Genomic DNA, 16,662 nt, shown 5'->3' with positions numbered 1-16,662 from the left:
AAACTTAAAAAATAAATGTGTTTGTTACAATTTCAATGTCGTTTTATCCAGTTTTCAAAGAACAAGTTTTGAAGTGTTTCATTCATAAGAATGAACCTTCAAAACTGAACGCAAAACGTAATCTTACAAACCCTAGGTTTGTATTCCGAAAATATCCTTAGAAAGGAGGTGATCCAGCCGCACCTTCCGATACGGCTACCTTGTTACGACTTCACCCCAATCATCTATCCCACCTTCGGCGGCTGGCTCCAAAAGGTTACCCCACCGACTTCGGGTGTTACAAACTCTCGTGGTGTGACGGGCGGTGTGTACAAGGCCCGGGAACGTATTCACCGCGGCATGCTGATCCGCGATTACTAGCGATTCCGGCTTCATGTAGGCGAGTTGCAGCCTACAATCCGAACTGAGAACGACTTTATCGGATTAGCTCCCTCTCGCGAGTTGGCAACCGTTTGTATCGTCCATTGTAGCACGTGTGTAGCCCAGGTCATAAGGGGCATGATGATTTGACGTCATCCCCACCTTCCTCCGGTTTGTCACCGGCAGTCACCTTAGAGTGCCCAACTAAATGATGGCAACTAAGATCAAGGGTTGCGCTCGTTGCGGGACTTAACCCAACATCTCACGACACGAGCTGACGACAACCATGCACCACCTGTCACCGTTGTCCCCGAAGGGAAAACTATATCTCTACAGTGGTCAACGGGATGTCAAGACCTGGTAAGGTTCTTCGCGTTGCTTCGAATTAAACCACATGCTCCACCGCTTGTGCGGGCCCCCGTCAATTCCTTTGAGTTTCAGTCTTGCGACCGTACTCCCCAGGCGGAGTGCTTAATGCGTTAGCTGCAGCACTAAGGGGCGGAAACCCCCTAACACTTAGCACTCATCGTTTACGGCGTGGACTACCAGGGTATCTAATCCTGTTTGCTCCCCACGCTTTCGCGCCTCAGCGTCAGTTACAGACCAGAAAGTCGCCTTCGCCACTGGTGTTCCTCCAAATCTCTACGCATTTCACCGCTACACTTGGAATTCCACTTTCCTCTTCTGCACTCAAGTCCCCCAGTTTCCAATGACCCTCCACGGTTGAGCCGTGGGCTTTCACATCAGACTTAAAGGACCGCCTGCGCGCGCTTTACGCCCAATAATTCCGGACAACGCTTGCCACCTACGTATTACCGCGGCTGCTGGCACGTAGTTAGCCGTGGCTTTCTAATAAGGTACCGTCAAGGTACAGCCAGTTACTACTGTACTTGTTCTTCCCTTACAACAGAGTTTTACGATCCGAAAACCTTCTTCACTCACGCGGCGTTGCTCCATCAGGCTTTCGCCCATTGTGGAAGATTCCCTACTGCTGCCTCCCGTAGGAGTCTGGGCCGTGTCTCAGTCCCAGTGTGGCCGATCACCCTCTCAGGTCGGCTACGCATCGTCGCCTTGGTGAGCCGTTACCTCACCAACTAGCTAATGCGCCGCGGGCCCATCTTATAGCGACAGCCGAAACCGTCTTTCAGTATTTCACCATGAAGTAAAATAGATTATTCGGTATTAGCCCCGGTTTCCCGGAGTTATCCCAAACTATAAGGTAGGTTGCCCACGTGTTACTCACCCGTCCGCCGCTAACGTCAAAGGAGCAAGCTCCTTCTCTGTTCGCTCGACTTGCATGTATTAGGCACGCCGCCAGCGTTCGTCCTGAGCCAGGATCAAACTCTCCATAAAAAGAAATTTGATTAGCTCAAATTGTTTTGCTGGCATCATGTTTGATGTCCAAAATTTTGTTTTGTTCATTAACTCAAGGTTAACTACTAAAAACTTTATTGATTACGTTTTGCTTGTTCAGTTTTCAAGGTTCATGTTGTTATCTCGTATCGACAACTTCTTATATCTTACGACATAAAGATTTAATTGTCAACAAGTTTTTAAAAAGTTTTTTTGGAGCGGGTGATGAGAATCGAACTCACGACATCAGCTTGGAAGGCTGAGGTTTTACCATTAAACTACACCCGCAAGAAATAATATTTATTTAAATGGCGCGCCCGACAGGAGTCGAACCCATAACCTTCTGATCCGTAGTCAGACGCTCTATCCAATTGAGCTACGGGCGCATATATTAACAAATCGACTTGGTGCGGCCGAGAGGACTTGAACCTCCACGGGGTTGCCCCCACTAGGCCCTCAACCTAGCGCGTCTGCCATTCCGCCACGACCGCATTCAATTAGCGACTTTTTTCATTATATTATAATAATCGTAAAAGTCAACGTTTCTTCTTAAAGAGATGAGCCATGAAGGACTCGAACCTTCGACCCTCTGATTAAAAGTCAGATGCTCTACCAACTGAGCTAATGGCTCAAACTAAGAAATGAATGGCTGGGGTACTAGGATTCGAACCTAGGCATGACGGAATCAAAATCCGTTGCCTTACCGCTTGGCTATACCCCAATAAGTGGCGGTCCCGACCGGGATCGAACCGGCGATCTCCTGCGTGACAGGCAGGCATGTTAACCGCTACACCACGGGACCAATGTTGCTATATTTTTATAAAAAAGCTATAAAATGACCCCTACGGGATTCGAACCCGTGTTACCGCCGTGAAAGGGCGGTGTCTTAACCACTTGACCAAGGGGCCATGGCTCCGAAGGCAGGACTCGAACCTGCGACAACCTGATTAACAGTCAGGTGCTACTACCAACTGAGCTACTTCGGAATAATCCATATGTTTTGTCGTCGTTATCTTGTCGACTTTTACTATTATAGGGATATATCAAGTAAACGTCAACCCTTTTTATTAAGTTTTTTTATTCCACTAGTTTTAAGCGACCTAAACACTTACTACAGCAATATCTCTCTACATTCATTCTAATTTTTCTTACATATATTTGTTGGCATTTTACACATGTATATGTATAGAGATGACGTTGCTTTTTCCGAGAAGTTTTTGGTGTTTGCAATGCTGAGCAAAATCGAGGTGCCCCTACTTCTTTTAATAGCTCTCGAAAATCTTTGTCTCGATGCTGATATCCCTTACCTTCTAAATGTAAATGATAATGACATAATTCGTGGCGAACTATACCCTCCACTTCGTTAATACCATATAATTCATACGCTTTTGGATTAATTTCTATATTGTGTGATTGTAAAAGATAGCGTCCACCCGTTGAACGTAATCTTGGATTAAAATATGCTTGATGCATAAATGGCTTCTGGAAACTTTCTAATGATATTCTACTGATAAGACCTTGTAGTTCCTCATTGTTCATAGCTAGTTCACCTCTAACAACAAGAATACCACACTGCGTAGTATAGACAGTGTGGTATTAATTTATTACACTTCCATCGTTTGAATTTTAGGAGGAAGCATCGTTAAAGCGATACGCCCTTTATTGACATCTATTTGTTCTACCCAAACCGTTACAATATCTCCTAGTGCAACAACTTCTAATGGGTGTTTAATACGTCTTTTTTGCAATTTAGAAATATGCACAAGCCCGTCCTGCTTCACTCCAATATCTACAAATGCTCCGAAATCAACTACGTTTCTCACTGTACCTTGCAATTCCATCCCAACTTGTAAATCTTCCATTTTTAATACATCCGTTTTCAGTAGTGGTTGAGGGAACGCATCACGTGGATCGCGACTAGGTTTCATTAATGTATCTACAATATCTTGAATTGTGACTGCTCCAATACCTAAAATCTCGCTTAAATTTTGTACACCTAGGGATGCAATAGATTCCTCCGCCTTCTGCGTCCCAATCTCTTTTTTATCAATTTGCGCTACCTCTAAAATCCGCTCTGCTACACTATAGCTTTCAGGGTGAATACCCGTCGCATCGAATGCATTTTTTGCTTCTGGAACACGTAAAAAACCAATTGCTTGTTCATACGTTTTGGCACCAAGTCGTGGAATTTTCTTTAGTTGAGCACGTGTCGTAAATTGTCCATTTTCTTCTCGTACCTTCACAATATTCTCCGCAACCGTTTTCGATAATCCGGAAACGTATTGTAGTAGTGAAGCTGAAGCTGTATTAACATCAACGCCAACTTGGTTAACCGCTGTTTCTACTATAAATGTTAAGGACTCCGTCAATTTCTTTTGAGAAACATCATGTTGATACTGACCTACCCCAACTGCTTTTGGCTCAATTTTTACTAACTCTGACAACGGATCTTGCAGGCGACGTGCAATAGAAACTGCACTACGTTGTTCTACTTGTAGATCCGGAAATTCTGTACGTGCAATTTCAGAGGCTGAATAAACAGATGCTCCCGCTTCATTGACAATAACATAGGCTACATCAGTTTCAAGCTCATTCAATACATCTGCAATAAATTGTTCTGTTTCGCGTGAGGCAGTACCATTACCGATCGCAATTATAGTAATTGGATATTTTGCCAAAATTCCTTTCACAATTGCTTTTGATTTTGCTACATCCGGTTTTGGAGGATGTGGATAAACGGCTGTAACCTCTAACATTTTCCCTGTTTCATCTACAACAGCTAACTTACAGCCTGTACGGTAGGCTGGGTCAACACCCAATACATACTTCCCTTTCATCGGGGGCTGTAATAAAAGATTGCGTAAATTCTCAGAGAAAATATGGATAGCCTGCGCCTCTGCCTTCTCTGTAAGTTCATTTCGTAACTCTCTTTCAATAGAAGGCTGAATTAGACGCTTATACGAATCCTCAATTGCTAGCTTCACTTCAGCAATTGCTGGAGAGAAACCTGTAGCAGGAATCCATTCCTTCCACATAATCATCAATACTCGATCTACTGGTACATGAATTGCCACCTTTAATATTTCTTCTTTCTCACCACGATTAACAGCTAATATACGGTGTGGAACGATGCGATTTACAGGCTCTTCGTATTCGTAATACATTTCGAAAACGTTTTTTTCGTCTGCCTCTGCGTTTTTTACACTTGTTACGAGTACTCCATCTTTCCAGGAATACGAACGAATTTTTTCACGGATTGCTGCGTCATCAGCAAAACGCTCTGCTAAAATATCTCGTGCCCCAGCTAATGCATCCTCTACATTAGCAACTTTCTCTTCATCTACGAAAGCCATCGCTAATTGTTCTAATGCATCACTACGATACTCTAATAGAAGATCTGCAAGTGGTTCTAACCCTTTTTCTTTCGCTATTGTCGCCTTTGTTCGGCGTTTTTGTTTATAAGGTCTATATAAATCCTCTACACGCTGTAAAACAGTTGCTACTCGAATAGCTTGTTCTAATTCAGGAGTTAGTTTATTTTGTTCCTGGATTAATCGTATAACCTCTTCTTTACGTTGCTCAAGCTGCTGTATGTAGTGATAGCGATCCTCTACAGCTTTAATCTGTACCTCATCAAGGGACCCAGTAGCTTCTTTTCGATAACGTGCAATGAATGGCACGGTATTTCCTTCTTCTAATAACTTTATAACAGCCTCGACTTGACCTGACTTGATAGCTACATCTTTTGCAATGAGCTGTAACATTTGCTTTTGTTCCACATCATCACTACCTTTTTTATTTTCATTTTACCATTACACTTTACTAAAAACGCAAAAAAATAGTCTACTCTGAAAGTAGAGCAAACTATTTTAACAGGTGTGTTGAATAACCATCTTTATCCTCCCTAATTAATTAGAAGGCTCTGGTTTCCGCTACGGGCTACTCGCTTCCCTGCAGGAAGCTTTGCTCTGCGACGAAAGCGAAGCGACAGGAGCACTCGAGTAGCCCGTAGCTACAATCAGTTAAAAATGGAAATATATTAGCGAAATCACAACAAAAAATCCATTTATCGCTCAATAAAAAACTATTATTTCTATTCTAATTAAGTAAGAAGCGTTTATTACTTTAGAATATTTAACTTAATAGCACTCAACGCCTCATCAAAAATTTAGAGCGAAACGCCATCACTTGCTAGGATAGCCTCCTGTAATTTCTTTATTGCCTTCCTTTGTATTCTAGATACATGCATTTGAGAAATTCCTAATCGTTCTCCAACTTCTGTTTGAGTGAGTTGCTCTAAATATGTAAGCTGAATTATTTGTTTTTCTCTCTCACTTAAAACACTTATTGCATCAGAAATCACCATTCTTTTGTTAGTCATTTCATAGCCGTCATCTTCTTCACCCATAATATCAAATAACGTTACTGGGCTTCCGTCAGAATCTGATTCTATTGAATGATCCATAGAAAGAGCATGGTAACTACGGCTCATCTCCATAGCTTCTAATACTTCTTCCTCCTGCACCTCTAATTGATCCGCGATTTCCTTAATAGATGGAGAACGCTGCAACTCAATTGTCAACGTTTCCACTGTTGTTTTAATTCGCGGTCCTAACTCTTTTATCCGTCTTGGTACGTGAACATCCCATGTTTTATCGCGTAAAAAGCGCTTGATTTCTCCCACAATCGTTGGCACAGCAAATGCCTCAAAACTTCGGCCAACATTAAGGTCAAAACGTTTTATTGCACCTAGCAACCCCAGCATACCTACTTGAGCAATATCATCACTATAAAATTTACTATTCGAATATTTGCGTGCAATCGACTCAACTAAATATTGATAATGAATCACTAAATTTGTTTGCGCTTCATCATCTTCTGTTGACTGGTACAATGCAATCCATTTCAATACATCTTCCCTGGATGAAGATTTATGTAACGATTCTTTCGACATTTTTTTCCACCTGCTCTCTAGCGACATACTTTGTCATGAAAACAGTTACGCCACCATCGTTATTTATCATCACCTCATCCATCAAAGTTTCCATTAAATACAGTCCTAAACCACCTTCACGTAGTCCCGCAATACTCTCTTCAGGGTGATACGGACCAATTTTCGACTTTATCTCCTCAAAATTAAAACTATTTCCATAATCTGCAATCATCATTTCTATTTTATTTTCATACAAAGCGCAACCAATAACGATTTCGCCTTCTTCATCATCCTTATAGGCATGATGTACAACGTTCGTTACCGCTTCACTTGCTGCAATTTTTAAGTCCTCGATATCATCATAATTAAATCCAATACGACTAGCTAAACCAGAAACTGTTAATCGAATCACGCTGACAAATTGCGGTTTTGCAGGAACCCTTATCTCAATATAATCAAATTCCTTCATTTTCGTAGTTCCACCTTTTTATCAGTCTCAATATCCATTAAGTCGCTTAAACCAGTAATTTCAAATAATCTTTGTAGTCTATTCGATAAACCAACAAGTTTAACTTTACCCTTTTCACGTAATGCTCTTTTATAAAAGGCGACAAAAATCCCCAGACCTGTACTATCCATATAATTCACTTTTGATAAATTCAGCTCTATTTCTAATCCTTCCGTAATCTTCACTGCTTCTAATTCCTCTCTTAGCCTTGAAGCAGTAAAAGTATCTATTTCACCCTCAACAAATCCGTATAATTTATTATCCAGTTCTTTAAAATGTAGCGCCATATCCATTACAACACACCTCCACCATATTTGTGAGACTATTCTTCTTTTCCCTTAATTACAAAAAAATAAACTTAAACATCTAATTTTTTATAATGACTACCGTAAAATCATCTGATAGTTTAAAATCCTGTATTTTTTCAATTTGCTTATAAAGCAGATTACATAGTTGCTGCGCTGATACATGCTTATTCTCCACTATCAATGATGTAATGATCTCACGTGAATTTAAATCATCCCTCGATCTGAACTCAGTAACACCATCTGTCATCATTACTACGATGTCTTTATCTTCTAAAAAAATTTCATTATACGAATATTTTGATTCAGACAACACACCTAATAATAGCCCTTTTGCTTCCAGAGAGGAAAATTCACCCTGTTTAGCGCTATAATGCAGCGCTGGCTCATGACCTGCAGAAGCATATGAAAAAATACTGTTTTGTATATCCAAGCAACCGTAAAACATGGAGACAAACATACTGTCATCTACACCTTTTTCAATTACTCGATTGATGACTTCTAATACATACGAAGGATCTTTATAAGCGTATTCTAACGTTTCAAGACCATACTTCACCATAGACATGCACAATGCAGCTGGAACACCTTTACCAACTACGTCAGTCACAGCTACACTTAAATAATCCTCTCGATCATGCAAAAAATGCACATAGTCTCCATTCATCTTACGGAACGGAATCGATATCATTCCTATATCAATACTCGATAGTTGTGGTACGACTGTTTTAAGTAATGTTTTTTGAATGTCTGTAGCAATTTTCATTTCCATTTCATACTCTGCTTGTATTTGTAGCAGGCTTTGATGCTCTCTGTGCGCCATTCCGTAATGCACCATTACTTCGATAAGAAAATCATATGCGGGCTGATCTTCCCCCACTCTATCCGGAAAGATCTTTCCAACTGCATTTTTATGAATATTTACAACATCCTCAGGCGAAATATTCTTTTGTATTAATTGACGAGTGAAATTTTGAGCAATATACAAATTCTTTTCGGTTTGATCGGACATGTAATCCGACAAAATCTTCTCATATTGAGATTCTAATTGTTTCAATATTTTCACATCCTAACGCAACCGTTTTTCAGCCCTTATCGTCGTACCTTCTCCGACAACCGATTGTATAACCATACTGTCCATCAATCTATTAACGCCCGGTAAGCCTGCACCGAGCCCTCCTGAAGTGGAGTAGCCATCCCCCATCACTTGCCGAACATCTTTTATTCCTGGACCTTGATCAGTTGCAATAACAACTATTTTCTTCTCAACGTCCGTCTCAACTTTTTCAACTTCAATGACACCTACCCTTGCATATAAATATATATTTCGAGCTAACTCACTAATAGCTGTGGTGATTCGAGCCTGATCAACAATGCCAAATCCAAGTGCCTTTGCTTCGTCACGCCCCAGTTGTCTTGCTGCAACTATATCCCACTCAGTAATAATTTCAACCGAAGACTTAAATGTCACTGTTGCTCCCCCAATTCCTTTCGGAGTTTTACTCTTACACTTTCATTCGACCTGCTTGATTATTTTTTATTTCAGGCTCTTTACCAAAAAATGTACTTGAATAACACATTCCACTCTACGCTTTATGAGGGCGTACCTCCCTCGCTCCATGTGTTTTTATATCAGCTTACTTTTTAATCAAGAACAGATTTTAGTATTAACCCATAAAATTCTATGTATTTTCCCTTAAACCTCTCGGAAAATTTTTCAAAAATCTATTCTAGATATAAATCTTTACTTCATCTTTAATCTATTAATACCATTTTTGAAAAGTAAATTCAATTTATGGTAAAGAACTATTTAAGCAACAAAAAAAGCATCGAGATGAAAAATCATCCCGATACCTCTATACACATATGTATATCAAAATTTAACAAGTCCTAAACTTATCATCAATGCACCATCAACTTTCTCCATCACAGCATGATCAAGTTGCGTAATACGATCAGTCAATCTTGACTTATCAATCGTTCGCACTTGCTCAAGCAGAATAACCGAATCACGTTCAAAACCATACTTTTCAGCATTGATTTCAACGTGCGTCGGTAACTTTGCTTTTTGAATCTGTGCAGTAATAGCTGCGATGATGACAGTCGGACTAAATCGATTGCCAATATCATTTTGAATAATTAGCACCGGTCTAGTGCCCCCTTGCTCGGACCCAACTACCGGCGATAAATCTGCAAAAAAAACGTCACCACGTTTTACATTCAAAGTGTCATCCCCCGCTAACGAGACGCTCCACTGTATGTTGTGCTTCATATTCTGCATGCAAGCATTCACTTGCAATCTTCAGATTAATATGAGACATTTCAACATATCCTTTCATCATAGCTTCCCGTATTTGATTTGGTTGCTCCTGCATTAAAACTACGCGCGACAAAGTGCGCGACAAAGATTCACTTTCAATTACTTCCTTTGTTTGTAGAAATAGTCTGTCTTGAACAGCAATTGTAGCTTCTCTTAACCTTTTCTCGTACACAGCAAGCACCTCCAACGGAACCATCCACTTTTTCATTACTACCCATTCTACCATTGAAAGATATTGTTGAAAAGACACGAAATGACACAATATCTTACAATTTAAAGTCCAAGTTGTAATAATATGTTGGTTGTCGAAGGTATATGCCGATACATTCACCTTGCAATAGATCACCAATTGTGAATTGCTCAGCTTTTTAGTATTAACATTTTCTCCAGTAGTAGTTCATTTACCAAGTTTTTTAGATAGCATTTGTATAGTATTCATTTGTCCAAAGTAAAACGTTGACGTTACTTAAGACCACCTAACAAAATTCTTTTCCTCTACGGAGAAGAAACTTCTTCTCAGCTGAGGCTTAAGTCAAATGTATAATCTAGGAACTCTTGCTGTAATAATGCATGGTACTTCATAATTAATGGTTTCAAGCTTTCTTGCCCATTCATTCATTGAAATAACATCCTGTCCTTGACGACCAATGAGTGTTACTTTCTCACCTATAGCATATGCTTTCGGCAAGGCAACCATACATTGGTCCATACAAATTCGTCCAACAATCGGCATTCTTTGTCCATCAATTAATACTTCTTGTCCACCTAGTTTGCGAATTACTCCATCAGCATAGCCTACTGGTATTGTTCCTATCCACATATCAGAAGGGGCTACAAATGCAGCTCCGTAGCCAATTGATTCACCTGCTAGTAAATGTTTCACATGTACTAGCTCACTCTCGAGTGAAAACGCCGGCTGTAACGGAAATGGTAAAACACCTTCCACATAAGGAGATGGTGATAATCCATACATTGAAATACCATATCTAACAGCGTCAAATTGTAAATGCGCATTTTTCACTAAGGATGTAGCCGTGTTTGATGCATGGACAAGTCTAGGCTTCTCAGGCAATACAGTTACACATTTCTCAAAAAAATGTGCCTGGCTATCGAAGTATGATGTATCCTCTTCATCTGCTGTCGCAAAGTGTGTAAATATCCCATCAACTTCCGCATTCACCGTATTTTGTATTGTTCGATAAAGATCCAATAATTCATGCTCGGAACGAACGCCAATTCTACCCATTCCGCTATCTACTTTTATATGTAGTCGTAAAGGATTTTCTTCATTAGCTATGAGCGGAGCAGCTTGTTGTATCCATTCATTTGCAAATGCTGTAAGAATTATGCGCTGCTTTGCAGCATATGGTGCAAACGAAACAGGTGAGGCACCCAATATAAGTATGTCTGGTTCTTCAAAATGTGCTCGAATATGTAATGCTTCGTCAGGTGTTGCAACAGCAAGCATTGTTGCGCCGGCCTCAAGTGCCGCTTTTGCAACTGCTACATCTCCATGACCGTATGCATTTGCCTTTACTACAGCAATAATTTGAACATTAGGTTGAAGTAGCTTTTTAAAATTTTTCACGTTTTGTTGGATTGCGTGTAAGTCTACAATTGCTTTGGTTGGTCTAAAATACTGCTGTATCTTCATTAGAATACCCTCTTTATTTTTTATTAAAACATTATGTATTGCTTTAATTTCTTTTTATCTATTGTACCCAAGTTATTCTATATTAGACTTTTTTTCTACATAACCTCTATCGTATAATATATGGCTTAACACTTTCTAAACAGTTACTATTCATCAAAACTACACTATTTACTTAGTAAGCTACAGCTTTCTTCCTGCAGAAAGCTGTAGCTTGAAGCATTACTTCATACTACTTATCGTCATAGAAGCTGCAACTTCTACCATTTCTTCACGAGTCAATTTACTTGACGCTACAAAGAATGCGACGCCATCGTTTTCCCAGCTAATAGATGTATCTGTAATAGCCCCAATCGTAAAGCCTAAATCAACTGGATCGCCAGGAGTTGATACCGGTAACATAGCATTCCCTTTCATAGCTGGTTGTTGCATTACCGTGAACGCCTTTTCACCTTCGAATGTTAAGATGACACGTTCCATTCCACCATCTTGAATAACTTGCTCATCCACCATCTTCGCCCAATTCACAACAGGGTAATGTGTTTGGAACTCTTTATATTCGACTTCAGCACCTACTGCTTCTTTTCCTTCTTTTTCATCTTTGCCTTCGTTGTTGTCTGTGCTCTCTTTGTTCTCTTTGCTGTCTTTGCTATCTTTTGCTGGAGGTGCAGCTTGTTCACCTTTTGTTTCATCTTTTTCCGTAAATTGCTCAACCGCATACTCTTTAGCTGCGTGTTGGACACCTAATTTTATATTTTTAAATGTGATACGAATTTGCTCTTCTTTTACATCATTCATAATTACTACGGAAGTTGGTAGCATTGTTTTCTTATCAACTGTTATAACTTGATGAGGCATACTATTTTTATAGCTATTTCTAGTAGCCGCTTCAAATATATATGCTTTGTCTTCCTCTTTCATGACTAAATTTTTATCTTCAGCCAAATCTTCTGCTAGTGCCCCTATTAAATAAGCCTGACTATTTTTCTTTGGCCAATCACTTTGGAATTTATACATTTTGTTTAAAGTAGGTGTGACTACAAAAACTCCATCTGCGTTTCGCACAATCATTTGTGAAACATCTTTCCCACTTTCTACTACTTCTACTCGATAGAAATCAGGTTTCGTATGCCAAACTGTTACATCATATTTTCTCGGCTCCCCACCAGATTTAATCTCCATCGTAGCGTTCAACTCATAACCATTTGTCTCTGCCCATTTTCCATTTACTTTCTTCAACACTTTTTCCTGTGAGGTTGCACCACATGCCGATAAAAGTATTATCGTACAAAGTAAGACGAGCCATTTAACTATACGGTTGCCCACGCTTTCACCCTTTCTTCTTTCAAATCCACTACGACAATATATGAACCGTATTTGTCAGTTATGTCTTTTGAAGAAAAGGCAATATATTTATCAGAAATTTATTTACTTTTCAATTGCTCATCATCATAACGTGTGGTTGATTTCCGTTCAGACTGGGCGTTTTCCTGTAGGCGGACAAATGCCATCCACAACTTTTTTGGTGTTTTGGTGATGAGCCTTTTTTATGTTTTATATGGCGAAAGCTGTGTTTATCATTATTTATTGTAATAATATTACTTGTGCCGCTGCGTATTCCTTAGTATGGGTAATACTAACAAAACCATTTACTAGTTCGCCTTTAAAATATAAAACTGGGTTACCGGCTTCCCCTCTTAAAATTTCAATATCATGAAGCTTACATTCTTCACCGATACCTGTTCCTAATGCTTTTGAAAATGCTTCTTTTGCAGCAAATCGTCCAGCTAAAAATTCTATTCTACGAGTTTCTGAATGTGTATCAAACAAAACTTTTTCCTTTTCAGATAAAATGCGGTCTTTAAATTTATTTGTTCTCATCATTGCTTTAACAATACGGTCGATCTCTACAATGTCGAGACCAATTCCTTTAATCATATGAACTTCTCCTTTTCCTATTTCCCGAAAGCCATGTATAATAATTGTAAATTGAGGTGGAGCCATGTTTAGTAGAACAGAAAATTTTAAGCAATATACGAAGTATTACCCTGTTGTTTCAACATTAATAGCGATTAATTTAGTTCTTTATGTAATAACTATTTTACCTGGCATAGGAACACTCGTAATAAATTACGGAATCCAAGTGAACTTCCTTGTTGAAAACGGTGAATGGTGGCGTATTTTTTCTGCAATGTTTTTACATGCTAACTTTTCTCACGTGTTCTTTAATATGTTTTCACTGTTTTTATTTGGACCAGAGCTTGAAAAAATCGCTGGTAAGGCTCGCTTTATTACGATTTATTTATTATCTGGGATTGTAGGAAACATGGCAACCTATCTACTTCATGAAAGTAGTTATGGAAGTCTCGGCGCAAGCGGAGCTATATTTGGAATATTCGGTGCATTCGGGGCACTTGTATATTATACACGCCGCACAATGCCTATGCTTCGCAAACTTATTTTACCAATCATTATTATCAGTGTTATTATGACTTTTTTACAACCAGATGTAAATGTCTATGCTCACTTAGGTGGTTTAGTAACAGGATTCCTTCTTGGACTCATTTACTTACACCCAAAAAGAATTTTAAGCTGGCGCAAACAAAAGATGGCAGGTAAATAACAATCTTGAAGAGGAGTTTTCTTACGGTGATAAGCTATCACTGGAGAATACTCCTCTTCTGCTTTAGCTAGAGCGTCATCCTCATCTTCTTCAATTTCATATTTTCTTTCGCTTTCTTTATTATTGTTCCACTCAGCTTACGAATCACTTTGAGTCCTCTACCATGATCTACAAAGGCTAGTCATTCTCGCAATGTCTCCCTCAATCTATCTACATCACTTACATCCAGCAATTTTAAATGCGCTTTTTTGGATGAACTATATTTAAATAAAATTCCGCATATTCTGTTTATTTCACTACTCTATTATATACAGTTTTTCCCTAAATTTACAGATAAAAAAAGCTAATCCTCACTATAAATTGTAAGGGTTAGCCAGATAGTAAATTTAATGTTCATACCAAGATAATATTGATTCAGCATCTTGCTGCTCTAAGCTCGGTACATTCCCTGTCATACCAGTCATTCCTGACATTACCGTTGCTTTTATAGACATAACATTTTTTCTTCTTTGGAAATATGTTTGTGTACTTTCAATAGATTGTATACGTTTTTTCTCCATGAAAATTGTTATGCGACTGAACACACGATATTGCATAGTTAATTGCTTTCTATCGATCTTATAACCAGCCGTTTTATGTTGCCAAATACCAAGTAAAATCATTATTGGAATTAACAGCAATGAAAGCAACCCATACGGATATAAGAAATAACTACATGCTCCAATTATAGGTACGAGCCAAATAAAATCAATTCGGTAAAAAAATGAACGAGCTCGCTTTGGTGTACGAATAAACTCTGGACGCCAATTCATCTCTGGGAAGAGCTGTTCTAACGTTTGCAAACAATCCCTTTTCTGAATAAGCGGGAATAGCGTAATTTTTTTATCTTTCCCATCTTCACCGTTTCCTCCGGCACTTTCAACAACTACAGTTGCAAAGCCAAACCATTGTCGCAATGGATTCTCTACAATTCGAATGGCCTGAATTCGATTTAAAGGCAATGTAATTCGCTTTTTCTCAAGCAGCCCTTTTGTAATAATAAGCTTTTCATCTTCAATTCGGACTGTATAATCATAATAATTGATCAGCGTAATGACTACTGACACACCCCATGCCACAATGAGGATAAGCATCACTATTAGCGCAACTAAAAATACACCAATTTTCACGAAGTCAGCTAGCTCGTGAAAGACCGTTTCATATGGGATTATATCTGAAAACTGAGAGACGGCTGCTGCAAGTCCCGACAACACGACCCCAATACCCCCTGAAGTTGTTGCCAATACAAGTAAATCACGTATAGACATATGATAAATCGTTGGAATCGATACTTCCTCTTCTATTGGAAGTGATCGCTCATCAGCTGTTTGTTCAATTACTTGGTTTTTTGCACGATGCATTTCCAACTCTATGACATCTGCTGCTGCCTTACGTATTGCCGTTAACTCTACCTCAGGTTTCCCATCCTTACTTCCTGCAGTTTCAACCTGCACCTTTACTAAGCCTAATAAGCGATGTAAAATACCCTCATTGTAATTTAAACTTTGAATACGTTCAAACGGGATGTAACGTTTCTTTTTAACAAACAAGCCGTATTTTACACGTAACTCTCCATCTTCAAACCAATAAACAAATGTACGCCATTTAACAATACCACTAACAAGCGAAAGTAAAGCAGCTACTCCCCATACACCGAACAATAAAACCGTTTGAAAAAAATGTTCACTATGAAAATTAAAAGAAAAATTAAAACCATTCGTTACAATAATAATGGCAACAGGTATAATCATACTTTTTAATGCTTTCGCACTTGTAATAATAGCCGATACTGGGTGTAAACGATTTATTTCCTTAGACATCATCTTCCGCCACCCTTGCTAATTCCGAAATACGTGCCCGAAGCCCATCAGCCTCTTCCATGACAAGTGCTGGGATTGTATGTACAGTTGCCGCTGTCGATATTGAAATATTACCCAGACCATATCTTTTTAATATCGGCCCTTGTGTCGTATCAACATGTTGTACGCGCACCATCGGAATGAGTGTACGTTTAACAACAAATAGACCATGTTGCACCTCAATCTCATTTTCACGCACCTCATAGCGCCATCGTTCCCATCTGATCTTTGGAAATAGATAAGCAGATAGGACAGCACTTAGTATGACGACAGCAACTGCAATGAAATAAATAAATGATGGCCATTCAAAATAATAGGTACCGTAGCATACTAACACGGCTATGATTAATAGCAGTAACGTTTGCAATACTCCATATAAACGCCACACTGTTAACCCTTTTCGAGAAATTTTATGAATTGGTTCTGCTCTCAAAGTTGTTCCCTCTCTTTCTATAACTTTGTATACGAAATTAGTAATCGTTTTGTTTCGAAAATATGCAAAAAAATGGTTTATAGCCATAACACGTGGTTGATTTCCGTTCCAACTGGGCGCTTTCCTAGTTTTGGTGATAGGCTAAAAAAATGGTTTTACAGCACACGTTGGGATGGGGCACAATTCGTAGCATCCTCAACTGTTTTGGTGGGCTTCTCCTTTCTCTGTTTACCAAAGATCCTATCAGGTAAGAAAATCTCTCGCTTTTTATCTGTGTC

The 16,662-nt window shown here is 39.1% G+C and carries 15 protein-coding genes, 8 tRNA genes and 1 rRNA gene; 1 reads left to right on the top strand and 23 read right to left on the bottom strand.

The features are described from left to right. Positions 1 to 161: 161 nt before the first annotated feature. The 21 genes from ACB089_RS01720 to acpS all read right to left on the bottom strand — a co-directional run bounded on the left by ACB089_RS01720 (position 162) and on the right by acpS (position 13,368). Positions 162 to 1,713: ribosomal RNA gene (locus ACB089_RS01720) — 16S ribosomal RNA — on the bottom strand. A 214-nt stretch (positions 1,714 to 1,927) separates the two neighbouring features. Beyond that, positions 1,928 to 2,001 (bottom strand) — tRNA-Gly (locus ACB089_RS01715). Positions 2,002 to 2,022: 21 nt separating this feature from the next. Continuing rightward, a tRNA-Arg gene (locus ACB089_RS01710) sits at positions 2,023 to 2,099 on the bottom strand. Between the two features lie 19 nt (positions 2,100 to 2,118). Beyond that, positions 2,119 to 2,204: transfer RNA gene (locus ACB089_RS01705), tRNA-Leu, on the bottom strand. Between the two features lie 67 nt (positions 2,205 to 2,271). Beyond that, a tRNA-Lys gene (locus tag ACB089_RS01700) sits at positions 2,272 to 2,344 on the bottom strand. Between the two features lie 15 nt (positions 2,345 to 2,359). Further along, positions 2,360 to 2,434 (bottom strand) — tRNA-Gln (locus ACB089_RS01695). A gap of 5 nt (positions 2,435 to 2,439) precedes the next feature. Beyond that, positions 2,440 to 2,515 (bottom strand) — tRNA-Asp (locus tag ACB089_RS01690). A 34-nt stretch (positions 2,516 to 2,549) separates the two neighbouring features. Continuing rightward, positions 2,550 to 2,621: transfer RNA gene (locus tag ACB089_RS01685), tRNA-Glu, on the bottom strand. Position 2,622: 1 nt separating this feature from the next. Continuing rightward, positions 2,623 to 2,699: transfer RNA gene (locus tag ACB089_RS01680), tRNA-Asn, on the bottom strand. Between the two features lie 91 nt (positions 2,700 to 2,790). After that, the gene (locus ACB089_RS01675; protein ID WP_374964999.1) at positions 2,791 to 3,252 is read right to left on the bottom strand and encodes a SprT family protein; all 462 of its coding nucleotides are present in this window, start codon (positions 3,250 to 3,252) and stop codon (positions 2,791 to 2,793) included. Between the two features lie 65 nt (positions 3,253 to 3,317). Then, complete coding sequence (locus ACB089_RS01670) at positions 3,318 to 5,492, bottom strand: Tex family protein (RefSeq protein WP_374964997.1); 2,175 nt, start codon at positions 5,490 to 5,492, stop codon at positions 3,318 to 3,320. 389 nt (positions 5,493 to 5,881) lie between these two features. Then, positions 5,882 to 6,667, bottom strand: a complete 786-nt coding sequence (gene sigB / locus ACB089_RS01665) for an RNA polymerase sigma factor SigB (protein ID WP_368637622.1) — start codon at positions 6,665 to 6,667, stop codon at positions 5,882 to 5,884. After that, on the bottom strand, positions 6,645 to 7,115 hold the full coding sequence (gene rsbW / locus ACB089_RS01660; RefSeq protein ID WP_368637621.1) for an anti-sigma B factor RsbW: 471 nt from the start codon (positions 7,113 to 7,115) through the stop codon (positions 6,645 to 6,647). Before rsbW ends, sigB begins: the two co-directional genes overlap by 23 nt. Further along, the gene (locus ACB089_RS01655) at positions 7,112 to 7,447 is read right to left on the bottom strand and encodes an STAS domain-containing protein (RefSeq protein ID WP_374964995.1); all 336 of its coding nucleotides are present in this window, start codon (positions 7,445 to 7,447) and stop codon (positions 7,112 to 7,114) included. Before ACB089_RS01655 ends, rsbW begins: the two co-directional genes overlap by 4 nt. A 73-nt stretch (positions 7,448 to 7,520) precedes the next feature. Next, entirely contained in the window at positions 7,521 to 8,516 is a 996-nt protein-coding gene (locus tag ACB089_RS01650; protein WP_374964993.1) for a PP2C family protein-serine/threonine phosphatase, read from the bottom strand. Between the two features lie 12 nt (positions 8,517 to 8,528). Beyond that, positions 8,529 to 8,930, bottom strand: a complete 402-nt coding sequence (locus tag ACB089_RS01645; RefSeq protein WP_374964992.1) for an anti-sigma regulatory factor — start codon at positions 8,928 to 8,930, stop codon at positions 8,529 to 8,531. Between the two features lie 402 nt (positions 8,931 to 9,332). After that, positions 9,333 to 9,683: a type II toxin-antitoxin system PemK/MazF family toxin gene (locus ACB089_RS01640; RefSeq protein WP_008177055.1), complete on the bottom strand. Its 351-nt coding sequence runs from the start codon at positions 9,681 to 9,683 to the stop codon at positions 9,333 to 9,335. A gap of 4 nt (positions 9,684 to 9,687) precedes the next feature. Next, complete coding sequence (locus ACB089_RS01635) at positions 9,688 to 9,975, bottom strand: hypothetical protein (protein ID WP_374967640.1); 288 nt, start codon at positions 9,973 to 9,975, stop codon at positions 9,688 to 9,690. A 336-nt stretch (positions 9,976 to 10,311) separates the two neighbouring features. Beyond that, on the bottom strand, positions 10,312 to 11,433 hold the full coding sequence (gene alr / locus ACB089_RS01630) for an alanine racemase (protein ID WP_374964990.1): 1,122 nt from the start codon (positions 11,431 to 11,433) through the stop codon (positions 10,312 to 10,314). A 219-nt stretch (positions 11,434 to 11,652) separates the two neighbouring features. Next, positions 11,653 to 12,756 (bottom strand): outer membrane lipoprotein carrier protein LolA, encoded by a 1,104-nt coding sequence (locus ACB089_RS01625; protein WP_374964988.1) that lies wholly within the window; start codon positions 12,754 to 12,756, stop codon positions 11,653 to 11,655. 258 nt (positions 12,757 to 13,014) lie between these two features. Next, on the bottom strand, positions 13,015 to 13,368 hold the full coding sequence (gene acpS, locus ACB089_RS01620) for a holo-ACP synthase (RefSeq protein WP_068986755.1): 354 nt from the start codon (positions 13,366 to 13,368) through the stop codon (positions 13,015 to 13,017). Between the two features lie 64 nt (positions 13,369 to 13,432). Between acpS and ACB089_RS01615 the strand changes: the two genes are divergently transcribed. After that, positions 13,433 to 14,053 (top strand): rhomboid family intramembrane serine protease, encoded by a 621-nt coding sequence (locus tag ACB089_RS01615; RefSeq protein WP_374964986.1) that lies wholly within the window; start codon positions 13,433 to 13,435, stop codon positions 14,051 to 14,053. A gap of 386 nt (positions 14,054 to 14,439) precedes the next feature. On the opposite strand, the gene ACB089_RS01610 is transcribed toward ACB089_RS01615, so the two are convergent. Beyond that, complete coding sequence (locus ACB089_RS01610; RefSeq protein WP_374964985.1) at positions 14,440 to 15,912, bottom strand: PH domain-containing protein; 1,473 nt, start codon at positions 15,910 to 15,912, stop codon at positions 14,440 to 14,442. Beyond that, positions 15,905 to 16,384, bottom strand: coding sequence for a PH domain-containing protein (locus ACB089_RS01605; protein ID WP_368637614.1), 480 nt, complete (start codon positions 16,382 to 16,384; stop codon positions 15,905 to 15,907). The genes ACB089_RS01610 and ACB089_RS01605 overlap by 8 nt, the downstream gene beginning before the upstream one ends. Positions 16,385 to 16,662 lie beyond the last annotated feature (278 nt).

This window comes from Lysinibacillus sp. RS10, from assembly GCF_041956855.1.
In the GTDB taxonomy this organism is placed as follows: Bacteria; Bacillota; Bacilli; order Bacillales_A; family Planococcaceae; genus Lysinibacillus; species Lysinibacillus xylanilyticus_A.
This window is presented reverse-complemented; position numbering and strand designations above follow the sequence as displayed.

Bases quoted from the DNA above. Each gene is read 5' to 3' on its own strand.
- ACB089_RS01655 (WP_374964995.1), bottom strand. From the start codon at position 7,447: ATGGATATGGCGCTACATTTTAAAGAACTGGATAATAAATTATACGGA.
- rsbW (WP_368637621.1), bottom strand. From the start codon at position 7,115: ATGAAGGAATTTGATTATATTGAGATAAGGGTTCCTGCAAAACCGCAA.
- ACB089_RS01675 (WP_374964999.1), bottom strand. From the start codon at position 3,252: ATGAACAATGAGGAACTACAAGGTCTTATCAGTAGAATATCATTAGAA.
- ACB089_RS01635 (WP_374967640.1), bottom strand. From the start codon at position 9,975: ATGGTTCCGTTGGAGGTGCTTGCTGTGTACGAGAAAAGGTTAAGAGAA.
- acpS (WP_068986755.1), bottom strand. From the start codon at position 13,368: ATGATTAAAGGAATTGGTCTCGACATTGTAGAGATCGACCGTATTGTT.
- sigB (WP_368637622.1), bottom strand. From the start codon at position 6,667: ATGTCGAAAGAATCGTTACATAAATCTTCATCCAGGGAAGATGTATTG.
- ACB089_RS01610 (WP_374964985.1), bottom strand. From the start codon at position 15,912: ATGTCTAAGGAAATAAATCGTTTACACCCAGTATCGGCTATTATTACA.
- alr (WP_374964990.1), bottom strand. From the start codon at position 11,433: ATGAAGATACAGCAGTATTTTAGACCAACCAAAGCAATTGTAGACTTA.
- ACB089_RS01615 (WP_374964986.1), top strand. From the start codon at position 13,433: ATGTTTAGTAGAACAGAAAATTTTAAGCAATATACGAAGTATTACCCT.